The 20087-nt window shown below is 64.4% G+C and carries 13 protein-coding genes and 1 riboswitch; of the genes, 4 read left to right on the top strand and 9 right to left on the bottom strand.

Translation table 11 applies throughout. From position 1 onward, the window contains the following. Positions 1-9 precede the first annotated feature (9 nt). The 5 genes from BT173_RS00850 to BT173_RS00830 form a co-directional block, all read right to left on the bottom strand. Entirely contained in the window at positions 10-2853 is a 2844-nt protein-coding gene (locus BT173_RS00850) for a bifunctional diguanylate cyclase/phosphodiesterase (RefSeq protein ID WP_072426724.1), read from the bottom strand. Between the two features lie 81 nt (positions 2854-2934). Next, positions 2935-4254, bottom strand: coding sequence for an amino-acid N-acetyltransferase (gene argA / locus BT173_RS00845; protein WP_072426723.1), 1320 nt, complete (start codon positions 4252-4254; stop codon positions 2935-2937). 79 nt (positions 4255-4333) lie between these two features. Beyond that, entirely contained in the window at positions 4334-6688 is a 2355-nt protein-coding gene (locus tag BT173_RS00840) for a putative bifunctional diguanylate cyclase/phosphodiesterase (protein ID WP_072426722.1), read from the bottom strand. Next, a complete protein-coding gene (locus BT173_RS00835; RefSeq protein ID WP_217651371.1) occupies positions 6678-7286 on the bottom strand; it encodes a methylamine utilization protein in 609 nt (202 codons plus the stop codon). The genes BT173_RS00840 and BT173_RS00835 overlap by 11 nt, the downstream gene beginning before the upstream one ends. 154 nt (positions 7287-7440) lie before the next feature. Then, positions 7441-8250: a tRNA threonylcarbamoyladenosine dehydratase gene (locus tag BT173_RS00830; protein WP_072426721.1), complete on the bottom strand. Its 810-nt coding sequence runs from the start codon at positions 8248-8250 to the stop codon at positions 7441-7443. Positions 8251-8328: 78 nt separating this feature from the next. Here BT173_RS00830 and BT173_RS00825 point away from each other — a divergent pair, with 78 nt between their 5' ends. Further along, the gene (locus BT173_RS00825) at positions 8329-9072 is read left to right on the top strand and encodes a pseudouridine synthase (RefSeq protein ID WP_072426720.1); all 744 of its coding nucleotides are present in this window, start codon (positions 8329-8331) and stop codon (positions 9070-9072) included. Positions 9073-9138: 66 nt separating this feature from the next. On the opposite strand, the gene plsB is transcribed toward BT173_RS00825, so the two are convergent. Then, complete coding sequence (gene plsB, locus BT173_RS00820) at positions 9139-11667, bottom strand: glycerol-3-phosphate 1-O-acyltransferase PlsB (protein WP_072426719.1); 2529 nt, start codon at positions 11665-11667, stop codon at positions 9139-9141. 102 nt (positions 11668-11769) lie between these two features. Between plsB and BT173_RS00815 the strand changes: the two genes are divergently transcribed. After that, complete coding sequence (locus BT173_RS00815; protein WP_139255981.1) at positions 11770-12549, top strand: substrate-binding periplasmic protein; 780 nt, start codon at positions 11770-11772, stop codon at positions 12547-12549. On the opposite strand, the gene metF is transcribed toward BT173_RS00815, so the two are convergent. Beyond that, a complete protein-coding gene (metF, locus tag BT173_RS00810; protein WP_072426938.1) occupies positions 12546-13388 on the bottom strand; it encodes a methylenetetrahydrofolate reductase [NAD(P)H] in 843 nt (280 codons plus the stop codon). The genes BT173_RS00815 and metF overlap by 4 nt on opposite strands. A 139-nt stretch (positions 13389-13527) precedes the next feature. Between metF and BT173_RS00805 the strand changes: the two genes are divergently transcribed. After that, positions 13528-14271 carry a Crp/Fnr family transcriptional regulator gene (locus tag BT173_RS00805; protein WP_072426717.1) on the top strand — a complete coding sequence of 248 codons (744 nt, stop codon included), beginning with the start codon at positions 13528-13530 and terminating at the stop codon, positions 14269-14271. Between the two features lie 132 nt (positions 14272-14403). Continuing rightward, entirely contained in the window at positions 14404-14883 is a 480-nt protein-coding gene (locus BT173_RS00800) for a hypothetical protein (protein WP_072426716.1), read from the top strand. Positions 14884-15025: 142 nt separating this feature from the next. Here BT173_RS00800 and BT173_RS00795 read toward each other — a convergent pair whose 3' ends face one another. Continuing rightward, positions 15026-18310 carry an ATP-binding protein gene (locus tag BT173_RS00795; RefSeq protein ID WP_072426715.1) on the bottom strand — a complete coding sequence of 1095 codons (3285 nt, stop codon included), beginning with the start codon at positions 18308-18310 and terminating at the stop codon, positions 15026-15028. A 170-nt stretch (positions 18311-18480) separates the two neighbouring features. Beyond that, positions 18481-19890, bottom strand: a complete 1410-nt coding sequence (gene ahcY / locus BT173_RS00790) for an adenosylhomocysteinase (protein ID WP_072426714.1) — start codon at positions 19888-19890, stop codon at positions 18481-18483. A gap of 76 nt (positions 19891-19966) precedes the next feature. Continuing rightward, positions 19967-20047: riboswitch (S-adenosyl-L-homocysteine riboswitch) on the bottom strand. Positions 20048-20087 lie beyond the last annotated feature (40 nt).

Here is a 20087-nt window from a genome sequence, read left to right as displayed (position 1 = left end):
CGGTCCGGGCTAGGCGTGGCTGCTGCGCATTAGACCGTGGATGGCCGGGTGATCGGGGCTGGGCTTATCGAGGTAGTAGCCCTGCACCATGTCCACGCCGAATTCGACCAGCATGCGCAGGGTTTCCTCGTCCTCCACGAACTCGGCTACCGTCTGCTTACCCATATCGCGCGCGATCGAGGCCATGCCCTTCACGAAGATCTGGCTATCGTGGTCGCGCGGCAGATCGCGGATAAACAGCCCGTCTATCTTCAGCACATGGGCTTTCAGATGCTTGAGATAGGCAAACGACGAGAAGCCGGCGCCGAAGTCGTCCAGGCAGACCGTACAGCCGGTATTGCGTAGCGCCTCGATAAAGCGCTGCGCGTCGCGCATATCCGATACCGCCGCGGTTTCGGTCAGCTCCACCATCAGGCGCGCTGGCTCCACATGGGCTTCCTCTAGCTGGGTGCGGATGTACTCAGGCAGGCTGGTCTCGTCGAAGCTGCGCCCGGAGATATTGACCGCCACCGAGGGCATGCTCGGGTGCTCGGCCAGCATGCTGATCGCTTTGCGTATCACCCAGCGGTCGATATCGAGGATCTTGCCGCTCTTTTCGGCGTGCGGAATGAAGTGGCCGGGCGGAATGATCTGGCCTGGATTGTTCGGGTCCTTCATGCGCACCAGCGCTTCCAGGTGCGCAACTTCACGCGTGGCCGCCTCGTAGATGCCCTGGAAGTACAACACCAGGCCGTCGTTCTCCAGCGCCTGTTGAATGCGCTCGTTCCAGGTCAGCCGGTTGACCATCTCACGGCTGGCATCGCGCTCGGCCTGATACATGCGCCAGGTCGCCTTGCCGGCCGATTTGGCCTGGTACATGGCGGTGTCGGCATGGGCGACCAGGTCTTCGGCGCTTTCCGCATGCAGCGGGTACATGGCCACCCCGAGGCTGGACGACAGGCGCAGCGGCTGGCCATCCACATTGAACTGAATGCCGGCCACCGTGGCGACGATGCGGGTGGCCAGGTAGTTGATATCGGTCTCATTGCAGTTGGGCACCAGGATGGCGAATTCATCGCCGCCCTGGCGGGCAAAGAACTCGTTGCGGCGTACCTGGCCGGAGATTTCCTCGGCCACTCGCTTGAGTAGATCATCGCCGACACCATGACCAAAGGTGTCGTTCACATATTTGAACTCATCCAGGTCGAAATACAGCACGGCCAGGTTTTCCTGGTTGCGCTCGGCTTCGGCCAGCATGCGCTCGAGCTGTTCCTGGAAGGCATGGCGGTTATGCAGGCCGGTCAGCGCATCGCGCTCGGCCAGGAAGACCATGCGCTCATTCAGGAAGTGCTCCTGGGTCACGTCTTCGTACACCCATAGCCGGCCGGTGATATAGGCCTGCTCATCGCGCACCGTATAGCAGTGCTGGGTGACGATGCGCCCATCGTTCATGGTCAGGTCGCCCGGGTAGACATCCATGGCCGCCATGCTCTCGCTGGCTTCCAGCAGGGTGGCGAAGTCATAAGCGGCCGGGCGGTTCAGTGCGCTCTGCAGCACCTGGCCGATTGGCTTGCCGACGATGAGCGTGCTGTCGTCAATCAGCCAGAGCGAGCGGAAGGCCGGGTTGTGGAACACCACCAGATTGTCGGTATCCACAAACAGCACGCCGAAGCGCATGGCTGAAAGTAGCGCGCTCAGGCGTGAACGCTCGCTCTCAGCGCGCGCCAGATAGGTTTGATTGAGCGCCTGCGACTGCTGCAGCTCGTATACCGCGCGCTTCATGGCCAGCCGGTCTTCCTTCAGCTGGCTATTGTCCTGCACTGAGGCGCGGATGCCGAGGTAGTTCGCGCTGCCATCGTAGATCGGCTGCCAGCTCATGGCAGCCCAGAAGGTCTTGCCATCGCGGCGCATGGCGCGGAATTCGAAATCCTGCCCGGCCGTGCCGCCCAATGCCTGCTTGAGCGTGTCCGAGACGCGACCGCGTTCGTCCAGCGTGGCCAGGGGCAGCGGGAAGTAGCGCATCTCCATGCATTCCTTGACCGTATAGCCGGTCAGCCGCGTCACCGAGGCATTCACCCATACCAGCTCGCCCGCCGGGTTCAGCCACAGCTCGACCCCATAGGTGTAGTCGGCGATGGCGAGGAATTTCTCTTCATTCTTCTTCAGTGCATCCAGCCGCTCTTGGATGCCGGTCGACATCTGGTTGAAGCGCTCAGCCAGCGCGCTGACCTCATCCTCGCCATCGATGGCAATCAGCTGCGGCAGGCCGTTCTGGCCGGGTTGGTCGGCCGCATCCATCAGTCGGTACAGGCGGCGGGTCAGCCAGAAGCCGAGCAGGGCCAGCACCAAGGCCGAAACACCGGCGCCGGTGGCAATGACGGTGGCGCTTTGCCAGAGGATGCGGTCGGCCGATTCGCCCAGCAGCTCGGTGGACACACCAAAGCGCAGCAGACCATATTGCTGGCCGGCCAGCTTGATCTCGCTGCTGGCATGCACGACCGGGGGGATATTGCCGCTGCCGCTCAGCGTGCTGAATTGATCGGGCGGCGGCAGTGCGGTGCCCACATCCCAGCCGCGCGCCGCCACCACCTTGCCCTGGCGGTCGAACAGCACCAGGTAGTCGATGCCTTCCGGTGTACGCATGCTGTCCAGCAGCTCGGCGGCCGGTGCATAGTCGAGCGAGGCCATGGGCGGCGCCAGTGCCGCGTTCAGCAGCCGGGCCAGCTCCTCCACGCGCACCTCGGTGGCGCGCAGCACCATATCGGACCAGACGCGATTGACATTGGCCAGCAAGACCGCGAGCACGAGCGACTGGACGACCAGGATGGCCAGGATCAGTCGGGCACGTAGCGTGCGGAAGAAGGGAACCTGCATCAATCAGCTTTCATGCGACGTGAGCGTTGTGGGCGACGTGTTTGACGGATGCGAGGGTGACGCGCGCTGGCTACCGGCTGTTTACAGTGTCTTGATAAACACTTTCGAACGCCGCTGCCAGTTGTATAGCTCTTTCTTCTTCATCGGGAGTATATCGACCTCGGCTGGCGCAAAGCCACGCTCGACGAACCAGTGCGCGGTACGTGTGGTAAGAACGAACAACTTGCGGATATTCAGCCGGCGCGCCTCGCGTTCCACATGCTTGAGCAGCTGCTCGCCGCGGCCGCCATCGCGGTAGTCGGGGTGGACAGCGAGGCCGGCCAGCTCGGCAATCTCGCCCTCTTCAAAGGTATGCAGCGACACGCAGCCGATGATCTTGCGGTCGTGTTCGAGCACGGCGAAGCGCTCGATCTCGCGCTCGAGCAGTTCGCGCGAGCGCTTGACCAGCACGCCCTGCTCTTCCAGCGGTTCGATCAGCGCCAGGATGCCGCCGATATCGTCGATGATGGCGCGGCGCAGGGTCTCGAGCGGCTCGCGCGAGATCATGGTGCCGATGCCCTCGTGGGTGAACAGCTCGGTCAGCATCGCGCCGTCCATATGGCGTGAGATCAGGTGCGCACGCTTCACGCCATGGCGTACTGCGCGTATGCAGCAGGGCAGGTAGAAATCCAGATCGCTGCTGGTACTGCGCTCGCTCGGTATATAGGCCTCGGCTTCCGCCGCGGTCAGCTCATTCACCAGCTCGCCCTGCTCGTCCACCACACCGGGCTGGTCGAGCAGGAAGATCAGCTTGTCGGCCTGCAGGGCCACGGCGGCCGTAGTGGCCACGTCTTCCAGGGTCAGGTTGAACGCTTCGCCGGTGGGCGAGTAGCCGACCGGCGAAAGCAGGATGGTTTCGCCGAATTCCAGACGGTCGCGCATGGCGGCCACGTCCAGCTTGCGTACCTCGCCCGTGTACTGCATGTCCTCACCCTCGCGCACGCCCATGGGCTGGGCGGTGACGAAGTTGCCGCCGGCCACGCGGATATCGGCATTCGCCATCGGCGAGTTGGCCAGGCCCATGGATAGGCCAGCCTCGATCTCGAAGCGCACCTGGCCGATGGCCTGCAGCACCGGAATGATCGCGTCGCGCTCGGTGACCCGCACGCCGCGCTCCAGCTGCAGCGGCAGGCCGGCTTCCTCCAGGCGCTGATTGATCTGCGGGCGTGCGCCATGCACGAGCACCAGGTTCACACCCAGGCTGACCAGGGTGTTCAGGTCATGCGCGAGTGGCCCGAAATCGCCGTCGCGTATCAGGTCGCCGCCGAAGGCGACCACGAAGGTACGGCCCCGAAACGCGTGGATATAGGGGGCGGCCTGGCGGAACCAGAAGACAAACTCAGGGGAACCGATCTCGGGCATGGCAGTGTGCTCGTGGAAAACCGCGCAAGATTAGCAGAAGCAGCCTAGATCACGCGGCTAGGGCTTACCGAAACCGGCTTTATTGCAACTGCAGGCGCGCGTTGCGCCACTGGTCAAAGGCCTCGGCCGGCATGGGCTTGCCAAACACATAGCCTTGGATGCGGTCGCAGCCCATTTCGGCCAGCACGGCCACCACCGGCTGGTCCTCCACGCCCTCGGCCACCACCTTCAGCCCCAGCCGGTGTCCGAGCTCGATGGTGGAGCGCACGATCTGCGCATCGCCCTGGCTATGCGCGAGTTCCAACACGAAAGCACGGTCTATCTTTAGTTCGGTGATCGGCAGGCGGCGGATATAGGCGAGCGAGGAGTAACCGGTGCCGTAGTCGTCGATAGCCAGCGACAGGCCCAGCGTGCGCAGCTTGTGCAGCACATCGAGCGCCTTGGCCGGTTCATCCATGAAGCCGCTCTCGGTGATTTCCAGGCATAGGTAGTCGGGCGGTAGGTTGGCCAGGTCGATCAGGCTGGCCACGGTGGCCGGCAGGCCGGGGTCGAGCAGGTCGCGCGTGGACAGATTGACCGATACCTTAACCGGACGCCCCTCGCGCAGCCATTGGCCGGCCTGCTTGATGGCGCGCGCCAGCACCCAGCGGGTCAGCTCCTTGATATAGCCCGTCTGCTCGGCGAAGGGGATGAACTCGCCCGGCGGGATAAAGCCCTTGCGCGGGTGTATCCAGCGCACCAGCGCCTCGGCCTCGTCACCGCCAGCGCCATTGATGGCGACCTTGGGCTGGTAGTAGAGGATCAGCTCATTATTGTCGACCGCCTGCTGCAGATCGCCGAGCAGGGACAGATGTTCCTCGCGGAAGGTACGCATGCCGGTGTCGTACAGCGCATGCCCGCTGCCGCTACGCTTGGCGCGATACATGGCCATATCGGCACAGCGCATCAGCTCGATTGCGTTATCACCATGTTCGGGATAGCCGACCACGCCGATGCTGGCGCGCACATCGAGCGGGCGGCCATCCAGATCGAAGCGCTGGTCGAACACCCGTTTGATGCGGCCGATATTCTGCAGCACGGCGCTGGTCGACATGCCGGGCAGCAGCAAGGCGAACTCATCGCCGGACAGGCGTGCCACCGTGTCTTCGGCCCGTGCGCAGGCGGCCAGGCGCCGGCCCACCTCGGCCAGTACGCGATCGCCATATGGATGGCCGAGCGTGTCGTTGATCTGCTGGAAGCGGTCGAGGTCGATCAGCAGCACGCTGAGCTGACCCTGTGCCTGCTCGGCACGCAGGATGGCCTCGTCCAGACGCTGGTTGAAGCGCAGGCGGTTGGGCAGACCGGTCAGGCTGTCCTGAAAGGCCAGCTTGCTGATCTCCGCCTCGCGCTCGGCAATCGCCTGCTGCATATGTGCCAGGCTGCCAGCCAGCTGGCCGATCTCGCTGCCGTCATGGATGGCGATGTCCTGGCGATAGTCACCCGCGCGGATGCGCTGGGCGACCAGGGCCAGCGCGCGCAGCGGGCCAGTAATGCGTCGCGCCAGCCGTATGCCCACCAGCAGACAGACCAACAGGGCAAAGCCGGCCAGGATGATCAGGGTGCCCTGCAGCGCATAGAAGGGTGCCATCGCCTCATCCAGCGAGCGGGCCAGCAGCGCGTACACCGGCCCCTTCACGCTATGGCCAAGCTGGATGCGCCGCGTGGCGTAGACCTCCTGCGCCAGCGTCAGCTGGCCGGCGGCACGCAGCGCGCTCAGCTGCGTCTGAAGTGCTGCGCGCTGGGCGGGGCCGAGCGTGGACGCGTAAATCTGCCAGCCCGGGCGCTGCTGGACCAGGAAGGACACTTGCAGGCCAGCCAGCGCCTGCAGGTCGGCCGCGGTCGGGTCGTCGACCTCGAAGCCCATGGTGATCCAGGCTAGCGTGATCGGCGCGCGCACCGGCACGACCAGGATCTGATACAGGCGGCCATCGATGACCTCGATGCCGCTGGCGCTGCCACGCTGGCCGGCTTCGGCCAGCAGCGGGGCAAACGGATAGGCTTGGCCGCTGCGGTCCGGGTGCAGCGTGTCGGCCAGCAGGCGGTTGTCCAGGCCGGACACCATGGCGATCTGCGCACCGATGCGATTGCCGTGGTTGCGCAGGGCCGACAGCAGCGTGGCGGTGTCGCCGGTGCCAATCGCCTCGCGCAGACCAAAATCGCTGGCCAGCACGCCGGCGCCCTGGGTCAGCTTGCTGGCGTTCTGTTCGAGCAGGCGGCGGAATACCTTCTCGCCGGTATCGAGCTCATGGGCGACCGTATCGCGCGAGATACGCAAATTGGCCGCGCTGACCAGCGCAAAGGCCGCGCTGAGCACCAGGGCAAGCAGCGCGGTGAAAAAAACCACGATGCGCAGCGTCAGGCTTTGCCGGCTGCGCTGCCAGAACTCATTTCGCATGCGTACCTGTGCTGGGTGGGGCTAGTTTCAGGCGGAACACAAAGCGGCTTTCCGCCCCGCTGCCAACCTTGATCTTCTGAGCTGGTGCTTCCGTGCTCTGGTAGGGATGCCAGACGCGCAACAGATAGTCGCCGGCCGGCAGCCCCACCAAGCTGGCCATGCCCTTGGCGTCGCTTTTGTCGAACCAGGGTGTATCGACCACCAGCAGATAAGCGACCATCCAGTCATGGATATTGCAGCCGAGCACTACCTGGCCGGCCTTGTCGAACACGATGGGGGCGGCTGGCGTGCCCGAGTAGAGCTTCAGGTCGAACACCTTGGCCGGTGAGAAGGAATAGATGTTGTGGCGGATATTGTCCTTGTTCGGGAAACGGATCGCCGTGCCGGTCTGTACCACGGTGACCAGCGGGACGAACTCCTTGTCGATCTGGTCGATGGTGGCATTGAGCTTGCCCTTGGGCGGCTTGCCGCTCAGCGCGTCGGCATAGATGACCGCATCGGCCACTGGCTGGCCACCCGCATCCGTCACGTTGATGCTGAGCTGGGCGCTGCAGAGCAGGGGCAGGCAGGCCAGCAGGCCGTACAGGCAGCGCTTCAAGCTCGCACCTCGATGTCTGTACAGGTGGCCGTACACACGCTTGGTGCTGGGTGGCCAGGATGGTGGTGGGGCGGTCTGGGCATGGCGGACTCCGGCGGACACAGCCCCGAGTATAGACGGCGCCGCATCAGCACGGCCTGATGCACGCCACTGTTCAGCCCGGTCGACTTGGGGTGGCTGGTGTCGCAGGCGGCTTGGCCAGCAACGCCAGCGCGCGGCCAGCCAAGGCCATGCCAAAGCTGGCGGTCACTGCCACGGCCGAACCATAGCCGGCGCAGTTCAGGCCCTGCGGCCCTGCTGCCACGGGCTCGCAGGCATCGGCCACCGGGCGCACGATGGGCTCGGTCGAATACACCGCCTCAATGCCGAATTTCTTACCCTCGCGCGCAAAGCCATGCTGGCGGCGTAGCTCAGCGCGGATCTTGGACAGCAGCGCGTCGCCGCTGGTCTGCGCGATATCGGCCAGCGCGACTCGGGTCGGATCGATACGCCCACCGGCGCCGCCCGAAACCAGCAGCGGAATCTTCTGCCGCTTGCAGTGCACTACCAGCGCCACCTTCACGCGCATCTGGTCGATGCAGTCGAGCACGAAGTCGTAGCGCCCCTTGGGGATCAGTGCGGCCAGGTTCTCCTGGGTCAGGAAATCGTCCACTTCGTGCACCTGCGCGCGCGGGTTGATGGCGCGGATACGCTCGGCCATGGCCGCGACCTTGGCCTTGCCCAGATTGCCATCCAGCGCATGCAGCTGGCGGTTCACATTCGAGACCGCCACATGGTCGAGGTCGATCAGGGTGATCTGGCCGACCGCACTGCGCGCCAGCGCCTCGGCAGCCCAGCTGCCTACGCCACCCACGCCGATCACGCACACATGGGCGCCCTCGAACTGCGCCAGCGCGCGGGCGCCGTACAGGCGGGCAATGCCGCCGAAACGGCGTGCGTAATCGAGTTCTGCTTGGGTATCCATAGGGCGGGATTTTAACGCGAGCGTCCTGAATTGCCGCGTGCGGCGTTAAAATGGCGTTTTGCCAGTGAAAGACCCGATATGAGCGACGCGCCGGAAACCCTCAGACTTTCCAAACGCATGGCCGAGCTGGGCCTGTGCTCACGCCGCGAAGCCGATGAATACATCGAACGCGGCTGGGTCAAGGTCGACGGCATTGTGGTCGATGTACTCGGCAGCCGTGTGCTGCCCACCCAGCGTATCGAGCTCGACCGCATGGCGGCCGTGTCTCAAGCGCAGCGGGTCACCATCCTGCTGAACAAGCCGATCGGCTTCGTGTCCGGCCAGGCCGAGGGCGGCCATCGCCCGGCTGATCTGTTGATCCGCCCCGAGAACCGCTATGTGGGCGACCGCTCTGGCATCGAGTTCTCGCGCCGCCACCTGAACGGCCTGGCGCCGGCTGGCCGGCTCGATATCGATTCGACCGGTATGCTGGTACTGACCCAGGACGGCCGCGTGGCTAAGGCCCTGATCGGCGACGAGACTAAGATCGAGAAGGAATATTTGGTGCGCGTGGAGGGCAATCTCAGTGATGAGGGTATGAAGCTGCTCAACCACGGCCTGAGCCTGGAAGGTCAGGCGCTCAAGCCGGCCAAGGTCAGCTGGCAGAACGAAAACCAGCTGCGCTTTGTGCTGCGCGAGGGCAAGAAGCGCCAGATCCGCCGCATGTGCGAGCTGGTCGGCCTGAAGGTGGTTGGCCTCAAGCGCATCCGCATCGGCCGTATCCCACTCTCCGACCTGCCCATGGGCCAGTGGCGCTACCTCGGTCCGCACGAGAAGTTCTGATACGCACCCGCCAGCATGAAAAAAAGGGACGCGATAGCGTCCCTTTTTTGCGTCTGCTCAATGCGATCAGGCCTTGCCCTTGGCGGCCAGGCGGCTCAGCGCCTGTTCGACCGTGCCGCGATCGAGCCGCGTCAGATGCAGCACGCTCTGGCGCACATCGGGCGGCAGCACATAACGCGATTCGGCTGCGGCCGAGCGCACCGCGCCATTGAAGGTCAGCTTGCCCGCCTCGTTCTCGCCGGCCAGACCCGCCTGCTTGAGCGTGCTGATAAAGGTGCGGAAGATCGCGCGGTCGAAGAACTCCGGCGCATTGAACTCGCGCAAGAGGCTCAGGCGCTGGGCGAGCAGATGGCAGAGCGCCTCCAGCTCATCGGTGCTGACCGTGCCGCTGCCCTGCTGGGTGAGCACCGACAGCGAGATGAAATAGCGCACCAGAGCTGGGCGCACCGCCTGGCCAAGCAGGTTGAGCTGCGCATACTCGTCCGCATTCATATTCGGCGCGTGGTAAATGCCTTCGCGCCCGCTGCTGGTGGCCAGCCAGCCCATCTGCACCAGGGCATCCAGATAGGCATCCAGCGCACTGTCCAGCTCCTCCGGCTGCCAGCGCAGGAAGAGCTCGGCGCGCAGGAAGGGATAGACGGTACGGGTCAGATTGCCGAGCTGCTCGCGGCTCAGCGAGGCATTACGCGAGAACAGGCAGGCGATCAGCGCGGGCAGCGCCACGCAGTGCAGCACGTTATTGCGCATATAGCTGCACAGCACCGCGTCTTCCGGGTAGAAGTGCATGACATCGCCCAAGGCATGCGGGTGGCGCTGGATCAGGCGCAGCTTTTCGCAGTGCTCGACCATGGCGCGGCCGTCCATGGCGGTCAGCTGGGCGCGTTCGGCATAGGGCACCGCGCTGAGCAGCTTGCGGTAGCCGTCCAGCTGGGCCACCAGCTGGTCCTCGTCCATCGCGTGGCGCGGCGTGGCCAATAGCGCCAGGCTGACCAGGTTGACCGGATTGGCCACTGCGGCGCTGTTCAGCCCGTCGGCAATCTTCTGCCCGAGCTGACGCACGCTCTGGGTGAACCAGGCCGGGCGCTGTTCGTCCAGCGGCGGCTCCTGCTTCCAGTCCGGGTGGGATTCGCTCAGTACCTCGGCCAGCTTGATCGGCTCGCCAAAGTTCACATGCACCTTGCCGAAGTTCTTCTTCAGCTCGCGGATGCTGAGGATCAGATTGAACAGCGATTCCTTCTGCTTGGGCTTGCCCATCAGCTCGCCCACATAGCTGCGTCCTTCGAACAGCTTTTCGTAGCCGATATAGACGGGGATAAACACAATCGGGCGGTTCGAATCGCGCAGATAGCTCTGCACGGTCATCGCCAGCATGCCGGGGCGCGGCTGCAGCAGACGGCCGGTACGCGAGCGGCCACCTTCCACGAAGTACTCGATTGGGTTGCCGCGCGCGATAACCATATGCAGGTATTCATTGAATACCGCGCCATATAGCGGATTGCCTTTGAAGGAGCGGCGCAGGAAGAAGGCACCGCCGCGGCGGAGGATGCCGCCCACGATGGGCAGGTTGAGGTTGGCGCCCGCGGCGATGTGCGGAATCATCAGGCCCTGTTGGTAGACGATATAGCTGAGCAGCAGATAGTCGATATGGCTGCGGTGGCAGGGTACATAGACCACCTCGTGGTCGGGTGCCATGCCGGTTACGGTATCGAAATTGCTCAGCTCCACCCCGTCATAGAGGCGCGTCCACACCCAGGTCAGGAAGCGGTGGAATACCCGCACCACTGGGTAGCTGTAGTCGGCGGCGATTTCCCAGGCATAGCGGCGCGCCTTCTCCTGCGCCTTCTGCTCGGCGGTGTAGCCGCCGCCATTCTCCTTGGCCAGGGCGGCAATGGCCGCCTTCACCGACTCGGTTTCCAGAATGCCTTCCACCTGGGTGCGACGGTGCGATAGATCGGGGCCGATGGCCATTTCGCGCTGCTGGCGGAAATGTACGCGCAGCACGCGCGCCACCTTGCGTACCGCGCGCTCGCTGTCCTCGGCGTCGTGGGTCAGCTCCTTCAGCGAGACCGGCTGGCCAAAGCGCACCAGGGTCTGGCGGCCATGCAGCAGGATGGTGAAGAACTGCTGCAGCGGGCCGCGCGGCGACCAGCTTTCCGAGAAGATCAGCTTCCAGATTGAGCTTTCCTTATCGGGCGTGCGTCCCCACAGAATGGTGACCGGCACCAGCTGCACATCGAAATCGGGATGATTGCGCACTGCCTCGCTCAGCCGCTGCAGGCGTGGCGAGTAGCCGGCCTTGTTGCTGCGGCCGAACCAGGGTTCGCCACGGCTGGTAAAGAAAAAGGCGCGGTTTTCGCGCACGCCATTGGCGGCCAGGCCGTCCAGCGGCGATTTCAGGCCGGCCGCGCTGACTTCGCGGTCCAGTACCAGGATATTGCTCAGGAAGCGGCGCTGCAGCACATACACCACCGGCCGGGTCGGATCGAGGCCCAGATTGCTTGGGCTATCTGACAAGACATGGGTACGGACTACACTGAATAGCAGCTTGCGGGCGAGCAATAAAAAAGGCCTGTCGAGGCCAAGATACTTGAGCATGAAACCGAATCTGCAATGAAATAAGCGCCGAATTATAAACGGCTTGGCTGTCTAGCATGTGCTTGTTCGATTGGCGGGGCTGCCCAACGCGGGGGTGTGATCATGTTGCGACGATGCATGGCGATGATCGTGGGCCTGGCCGGCTGGGCTGGCGCCGCCAGCGCTGCGCCTTGTGAGTTGCGCTTTGCGTACAACAGCGAACCCGCACCGCCCTATCTGCTCGGCGATGAGGGGGCGGCGCGCCAGCACCCGGGTGCCGCGGTCGAGTTGCTGCAGAAAGTGGCCGCCCAGCATGGCTGCCTGCTACGCCTGAGCCGCGTGCCCAATGTAAGGGTGCTGATGGAGACCCAGGCTGGTCGGCATGACGGGGCATTCATGTACTCCTACAGCGCCGCCCGCGCGCTCACCCTAGCTTATCCAATGCGCGATGGGCAGCCGGATGCCACACGGCGCATCACCCGGCTGTCCTACTATCTGTACCGGCTCAAACATGCACCGGTCGACTGGGATGGCCAAACGATCCAGGGGCTGCAGGGGCCGGTGGGGGTGAATTTCGGCTGGTCCATTGGCAAGGATCTGCGTGAGCAGGGCATTGCGGTGGAGGAGGCGCTGAATACCCAGCAGAATTTCGACAAGCTGCGCCATGGGCGCATCGCCGCCTACGCGACCCAGGATTTATCGGGGGATGCGGCCTTGCGCCGCTATGGCTATAGCGAGGTTGAGCGCCTGCCGCTGCCCTTGAGCAGCAAAGATTATTTCCTGGTCTTCAATCTGCGCTTCTACCACGCGCACCGCGAGCTGGCCGAGGGCATCTGGACCAGCATGGCCAGCCTGCGCGATAGCGCGCTACCTGGCCTGCTGCAGCGCTACGAGGACCATTAGCGCGCGTCCAGGCCCAGGCGTTGCCAGATGGTGGACACATTGCCGGCTGCGTTCAGCGTGTAGAAATGCAGGCCGGGCGCACCGCCATCCAGGAGCTTGCGGCATAGATCGGTAATCACATCCAGGCCGAGCGCTTTGATCGAGGCGCTGTCATCGCCATAGCTCTGCAGCTTCAGGCGCAGCCAGCGCGGAATCTCCGCCCCGCAGGCATCGGAAAAACGCGCCAGCTGGGTGAAGTTATTGATCGGCATGATGCCGGGCACGATAGGAATCTCCACCCCGCGCGCACGGACCTCGTCCACGAAGGCGAAGTAGGCATCGGGGTTGAAGAAGTATTGCGTCATGGCCGAATCGGCCCCGGCCTGCGCCTTGCGCACGAAGTTGGCGATATCGTCGTGTGCGCTGCGCGCCTGCGGGTGGTACTCGGGGTAGGCCGCCACCTCGATATGGAACCAGTCGCCGTGCTCGGCACGGATGAATTCCACCAGCTCGTTCGCGTAGCGGAACTCACCGAACTCCACCATGCCGCTGGGAATATCGCCGCGCAATGCGACGATGCGACGGATGCCGTTATCGCGATAGGTCTGCAGTAGCTGGGCCACATTGGCGCGTGTGGCGCCGATGCAGGACAGGTGCGGCGCGGCCTGGAAACCCTCGGACTTGATCTCCAATACGGTGGCCAGCGTGCCGTCCTGCGTGGTGCCGCCCGCGCCGAAGGTCACCGAGAAGAACTCCGGCTTGAACTGGGCGAGCTGCCGGCGCGTATTGCGCAGCTTCTCCGTGCCCTCGACCGTCTTGGGGGGAAAGAATTCAAAGCTGAAGGTAGGCGAGGGGCTCACGGCGGGCTCGATAAACAGGACGAATGACCGAATGAATGCTATCACTAGTACTTTGCTTGGCTAATGAATTGTATGCATGTACTTATATGCGCTCCCCTGCGCTCGCCAGCAATACCGCCCATGCCTTAATCTTCGCCCCATGTTGACCATTCCTTTCAGCGAGCCCATCGCCATGCCCAATCCGCTTTCGCCCCCTGGCGTGCTGGACGACGCCCTGCTCAAGGCCATGTCCGCCCACGGCGGCATGCGTTCCTATCCGGCCAATACCCTGCTGATCAATGAGGCCGACCATACCGACGCCATCTATATCCTGCTGGTCGGGCGGGTCAAAGTGTTCGGTTCGGGCGATAGCGGCCGCGAAGTCATCTACAACACGCTCGGGCCGGGCGAGTATTTCGGCGAAATGTCGCTGGACGGCCAGCCACGTTCGGCTTCGGTAATGACCTTGGAGCCGGTCAGCTGCATCGTGGTCACCGGCGCCAAGCTGCGCGACTTCCTGGCCGACTATCCGGATTTTGCCATGCACCTGATTCACAAGCTGATCGGCTTGGTGCGGCGCAGTACGGTGAATATCAAGAGCCTGGCGCTGGACGATGTACACAGCCGGGTGGTGCGCGTGCTGGAAGAGCTGGCGCGCGAGGTGGATGGCCGTCTGCTGATCCGCGAGAAGCTCACCCAGCAGGATATGGCCGACCGGGTCGGCGCCTCTCGTGAGATGGTGAACCGCGTGCTCACCTATCTGCACAATGCCGGCTATCTAGCCAGCGAGGGCCGCCATATGGTGGTGCTCAAGCCGCTGGCCGACAGCCGACCACAGGCTGGCGAAGCTGCCGATGCCAAGCAGGAGAGGCGTAAGGCAGTGCGTCCGCCGCTCAATAGCTGATACACCACCGTAAAAATTGCACAGGCCAGCTGTGGCATGCTGGGCAGCCGCCAGGACGGCGGCCGGCTAGGCTGCGCGCCACGTGGCCCGAAGCCGGACCATTTACCCCTTAACCACAGCGAAGGAAGCATGATGACGACCGAGCAAAGCGCCACCCCCACCGCGAAATTCCTGTTCACGATTGTCAATCCGAGCGACTTCAAGCCGATCAATCAGGGCGGTGCGGTGCAGTACACCCAGGCCACCATGACCATGACCCAGGGTGCGCAAGGCGTGACCTATGATGCGGCTAGTCAAACCATCTCGGTGAGCGAGGAAGCCAATCTGGAATTTTCTGGCGCGCCCGATACCAGCGGCGAAACCGTGGTGCTCTACCATGCTGTGGGTCTCGCCTACCAGGGTACGGGCGGCGATGTGGTCGGGGTGAAAGCCTTTCCGACCGAGAAGGTCACCACACCGAAGATCAATGTGAATGGCAAGCAGACCCGTCTGCGCATCATCACCACGCTGGATGCCGATCCGGCCAATGACAATTTCGACTTCGATCTGGTTATCCAGCGCAGCACCGATGGCGCGCTGGGCATCATCGACCCGCAGATCCGCAATACCTAAGCCCTAAATCGCTACCCAGGGCTGCTGCGCCGCCAGGCGCTTACGCAGCCCTGGCTGCGCGGGATGCCAGCCGCGCGCAACCGCGTTTACCTGGTGCGAGCTAGTTCATGCTTGCGCGCCTACGCCCACCCCAAGCCCCTGTCTAAGCCTGCTGCAATGCGCGCCTGGCGCGTTCCGCCACGATGTCCCGGTGGGTGGGAATACTGTTCAGGAATACTTGGCGTGCGTCCGGCTCGGCCAGCTTGCTCTCCCGGCTATGCAGCTCTTCCGAGGCCTTGTGGAAGAAGGGCTGGGCGCGGGCCGGATCACGCACGGCCAGCACCTTGTAGGCCGTCATCAGCACACGCAAGGGCTCGTCGCAGCCGAATAGATCGAGATGCCGCTCCAGTCGCTCGGCGATCTGTACGCCCAGTGCATGCGCGTCTTCATAGTCGCCGGCCGCGAATTTCGCCTCCGCCAGCGAGGCAATCGCCTCCATGGCCAGATGAGGCATCTGCAAGGTATCGAACAACTGCCAGGATTCGCGCAGCAGCTGGTAACCGAGTTCGACCTGACCGAGCGCGATCTGCGCCTGTCCGGCCACGCGCAAGGCCGAGGCTTCCGACCACTGATCGCTGCTTTCGCGCGCGAACTGCAGCGCGCTGTCCGCATGCATGAGCGCCGCGTCCCGGTCATTCAGCATCAGGCAGATCATGGCCAGATTGATATGGATGATGCCGATGTTCTGCAGCTGGCCGATGGCCTTGAAGGCGGTCAGCGCATGCGCGAACTTCTGCCGCGCCGCGTCAAAGCGCCCCAGACACAGCTCCGCGTAGGCGATATTGGCCAGGGTGCCGGCCTCATTGCTCTTGTGGCCGCTGGCCTGATGCAGCTGCAGCGCCTCGGACAGCTTGGCGATGCCCTCGCTGAAGCGGCCGTGCTCGTTGAAGGACATGCCGATCTGATTGAGGATGGCGGCTTCCACCATGCGGTTCTGGGATTTGCGTGCTAGCTCGAGCGCGGGGCCGATCAGCTCGAACAGCCTTTCCTGCTGACCGAGCCGGCCCAGAGCGGGCAGGATGACCTGATAGGCGCGCGCCATGCATTCGCTGTGCTCGGGCGGCGCCAGGGCCAGGGCCGCCTCGCCCTGCTGCAGGGCGGCGGCCGCGTCGCCCTTGTCGAGCAGGTAGTTCGCGCGCTGATCGGCCGCGCGCGATAGCCACAGCCTGTCCTGGCTGCTGGCCGCCAGCTCCTCGAGCTGTTTGAGCGCGGTTTCACGATCGCCGCTGCCGGTGCGGAATTCGGCGATGCGCAGCTGCAAATAATGCAGGGCCAGACCGAGCTGCAGATCGTCCTTGGGCGCCAGCTGGATGGCCCGCGCGATAAAGCGCATGGCCGAGCTGTTCGCATAGCGCTGGCGCGCCGATTCGGCCGCGCTCTGCCAGTACTGAAGAGCGGCCTGCGGCTCGCCACCCTGCTCATAGTGTTCGGCGATCAGGTCCAGATGCTCCTCGCCGCGCTGCGCACTCAGCCAGCGCGCCAGTTGCGCATGGGCGGGCTTGCGCACGCGCTTGAGCGTGCCCTCGTAACAGGTCTGGTACAGCGTGTGGTGACGGAACGCGTATTCACGCTGGCCGCTCAGGCGGCTGTCCGGGCGTGCCACGATCAGCTCGCGCGCCAGCAGGTCGGGCAGCGCACTGCTGGCCTGGGCATCCAGTTCCTGCAGCGCCGCATCCCAGAACACCATGCCCACTACCGAGGCGAGCTGCAGCACGTGATGGACCGCCTCGGGCAGCGTGGCCAGACGCGCTTCCAGCACCCCGCGCAGGGTGGCTGGCAGGGCCTTGCCCTGCATGCGCTCGGGCAGCCAGTGCCAGCCGCTGGGTTCGCACAGCAGCGCGCCCTGGTCGATCAGCATATTGACCCGCTCTTCCATGAAGAAGGGGTTGCCGTCCGCCCCTTCGCACACCAGCTGGCGCAGGTCGGGCGGAATGCTGCCCAGCCGGGCCAGCAGCGCGCCGGCCAGGATGTCGCTGGCCAGATTGTCGAGCTGGCTGAGTGCCAGCACACGATGGCGCTCGGCCGGCGCCGCCCAGTCGGCACGCTGTTCGAACAGGCTGGGGCGGGCCAGGGCCACGATCAGCATGGGCAGATCGGCATGCTGATCGTGCAGATGATTGAGAAAGTCCTGGCTGCCGGCATCCAGCCAGTGGGCGTCGTCGAGTAGCCACAGCCGGGGTGCGGCGGCACGGCGCAGCAGCTGGCTGGCGTAGTGGAAGGCAGCGGCGCGCAGCTGGCGTGGGTCCTCGCCGAAACCCAGCGCCGGGTGCTGGCGGAAGTCGTAGCCGAGCAACTGGCCGAGCACCGCGGCGGCGGCCTCGTTGTCCAGCTGCGGGGCGATGGCGGCCAGCCAGGCAGCTTGCGCCTGCGGGCCGCGGGTATCCGCGCCCAGGCCAAACTGTTGTTGCAGCAGCTGAGCGAGCAGCGCATAGGGTTGCTGGCGACGGCTCTCGCTGGCCTCGGCCTGCACGAGCAGGCCGGCCGGCGCCTGCTCGGCCAGCCAGCGTCGTAGCTCGGCCAGCAGGCGGCTTTTGCCCAGGCCGGCATCACCGATCACCAACAGGCGCTGCATATCGGTCTGCTGGCCGCCCAGCAGGGCGAGGATGGCCGCCTGCAGCTGGGCCAGCTCCTCGGCGCGGCCTACCAGCGGGGTCTGCAGGCCTTCCACGCCGCGGCGCGCCTGGCTGCCATCGCGCGCGGCCTGCACCAGATAGCTGATCATCGGTTCGGCGCAGCCCTTGATGCTGATCGGTGCCTGTTCATGCATATCGAACAGGCCGCGCACCAGGCGCCAGGTATCGCGGCTGATGCGCAGGCCACCCAGTGGCGCGGTCTGTTCCATGCGCGCGGCGATATTCACGCTGGTGCCGCGCAGGCTGTTCTCGCCATCCACGCCGCCGCCCAGAAGCACTTCGCCGCTATGCACGCCCACCCGCACCGCGAAGTCGCTCAAGCCATATTGCTCGGCCACTTCGGCGCTGATCGCGCGCCCCTCGGCCAGCAACGCCAGGCCGGCCTGCACCGCGAACTGTGGCGCCTGCTCGCGCGCTTCGCCCAGGCCGAACACGGCCAGCATGCTGTCGCCCGCATACTGGAGCACACGGCCACCATGACGGGCCACGATGGCGCTGAAGCGCGCGAGTGCGCCATCCAGCACGTTATTGATATCTTCCGGATCCAGCCGCTGGCTCAGCGCGGTGGAACCCGCCACATCGAGGAACAGGATGCTGAGCTGGCACAGGCGCTGCGCATCCTGACTCGGGCGCAGGGCGGCCAGCTGCTCGCGCAGCGGCGCCAGCGCGGTCTCGGTCGCGGCATCGCCCAGCACGGTGCGGTGGGCTTCCAGCGTGCTAATCGCGTGTTCCAGTTCGGCAATGCGCTCGTTCACAGTGGGCTTTCAGGAAGGGACAGGTGCGCTGCGCGCCAAGGCAGGCATGCTAGCGTGAATTTTTTACAGCACGATAGTGCGATTTCGCACCGTTGACGCGGGCTGGGCCTGAAACGCACAACGCCCCGCAGGGCGGGGCGTTGTCAGGGCGGCGGAAAGCCGGCTGCGGCTTAGTAGCGGTAGTGGTCGGCCTTGTATGGGCCTTCCTTCTTCACGCCGATATAGGCGGCCTGTGCATCGGTCAGCTCGGTCAGCTGCACATTCAGCTTCTTCAGCTGCAGGCGCGCCACCTTCTCGTCCAGATGCTTGGGCAGCGTGTACACGCCGACCGGGTAGTCGGCCGTGCGGGTGAACAGCTCGATCTGGGCGATGGTCTGGTTGGCGAACGACGACGACATCACATAGCTCGGGTGGCCAGTGGCGCAGCCGAGGTTCACCAGGCGGCCCTTGGCCAGCAGGATGATGCGCTTACCGTCCGGGAAGATCACATGATCGACCTGCGGCTTGATCTCTTCCCACTGGTACTGCTCGAGCGCGGCGACTTCGATCTCGTTGTCGAAGTGACCGATATTGCAGACGATGGCCTGGTCCTTCATCTTGGCCATGTGGGCGTGCGTGATCACCTTGTAGTTGCCGGTGGCAGTAACGAAGATATCGGCCTTGTCCGCAGCGTAATCCATCGTTACCACGCGGTAGCCTTCCATGGCGGCCTGTAGCGCGCAGATCGGGTCGACTTCGGTAACCCAGACCTGGGCCGACAGCGCGCGCAGCGCTTGGGCCGAGCCCTTGCCCACATCGCCATAGCCACACACCACGGCTACCTTGCCGGCAATCATCACATCGGTAGCGCGCTTGATGCCATCCACCAGCGATTCGCGGCAGCCATACAGATTGTCGAACTTGGACTTGGTGACCGAGTCGTTGACATTGATGGCCGGGAACTTCAGTTCGCCGCGCTGGTGCATCTGGTAGAGGCGATGCACGCCGGTAGTGGTTTCCTCGGTCACGCCCTGGATATGGGCCAGACGGGTCGAGTACCAGGTCTTGTCCGTCGCCAGCTTGGCCTTGATCGAGGCGAACAGAATGGTCTCTTCCTCGCTGCCCGGATTGCTGAGCACGCTCAGATCGGTCTCGGCGCGCGCACCGAGGTGCAGCAGCACGGTGGCATCGCCACCATCGTCGAGGATCATGTTGCTGTAGCCGCCATCGGTCCACTCGAAGATGCGGTGCGTGTATTCCCAGTAATCGGCTAGCGATTCGCCCTTCACGGCGAACACCGGGGTGCCTGCAGCGGCAATCGCGGCGGCGGCGTGGTCCTGGGTCGAGAAGATATTGCACGAGGCCCAGCGCACCTGGGCACCGAGCGCCTGCAGCGTCTCGATCAGCACGGCGGTCTGGATGGTCATGTGCAGCGAGCCGGTGATGCGCGCGCCCTTGAGCGGCTGCACAGCGGCAAACTCTTCACGGATCGCCATCAGACCGGGCATTTCGGTCTCGGCAATCTTGATCTCCTTGCGGCCCCAATCGGCCAGGGAGAGATCGGCAATCACATAGTCTTTGATTTCAGCCACGGTGTTCATCCTTTGAACGTGTGGCCGGGAGGGGAGGTGGTGCGGGCGTGCTCGCTCACCGTCACCCCATGCCCGGCATGGGTTGGACAGGTGAGCGCCGTTCTTGCCGCGCAGTGCGCGAAAACCGAGCCTGGCAGGGAACCCTGTCGCAGCGCTCCTCGGTTAGGGGGGCGATTATAGCGACGGGCGTCGGCAAGAGCCACCGA

This window comes from Chitinimonas taiwanensis DSM 18899 (genome assembly GCF_900119825.1).
GTDB classification, from domain to species: domain Bacteria; phylum Pseudomonadota; class Gammaproteobacteria; order Burkholderiales; family Chitinimonadaceae; genus Chitinimonas; species Chitinimonas taiwanensis.
This window is presented reverse-complemented; position numbering and strand designations above follow the sequence as displayed.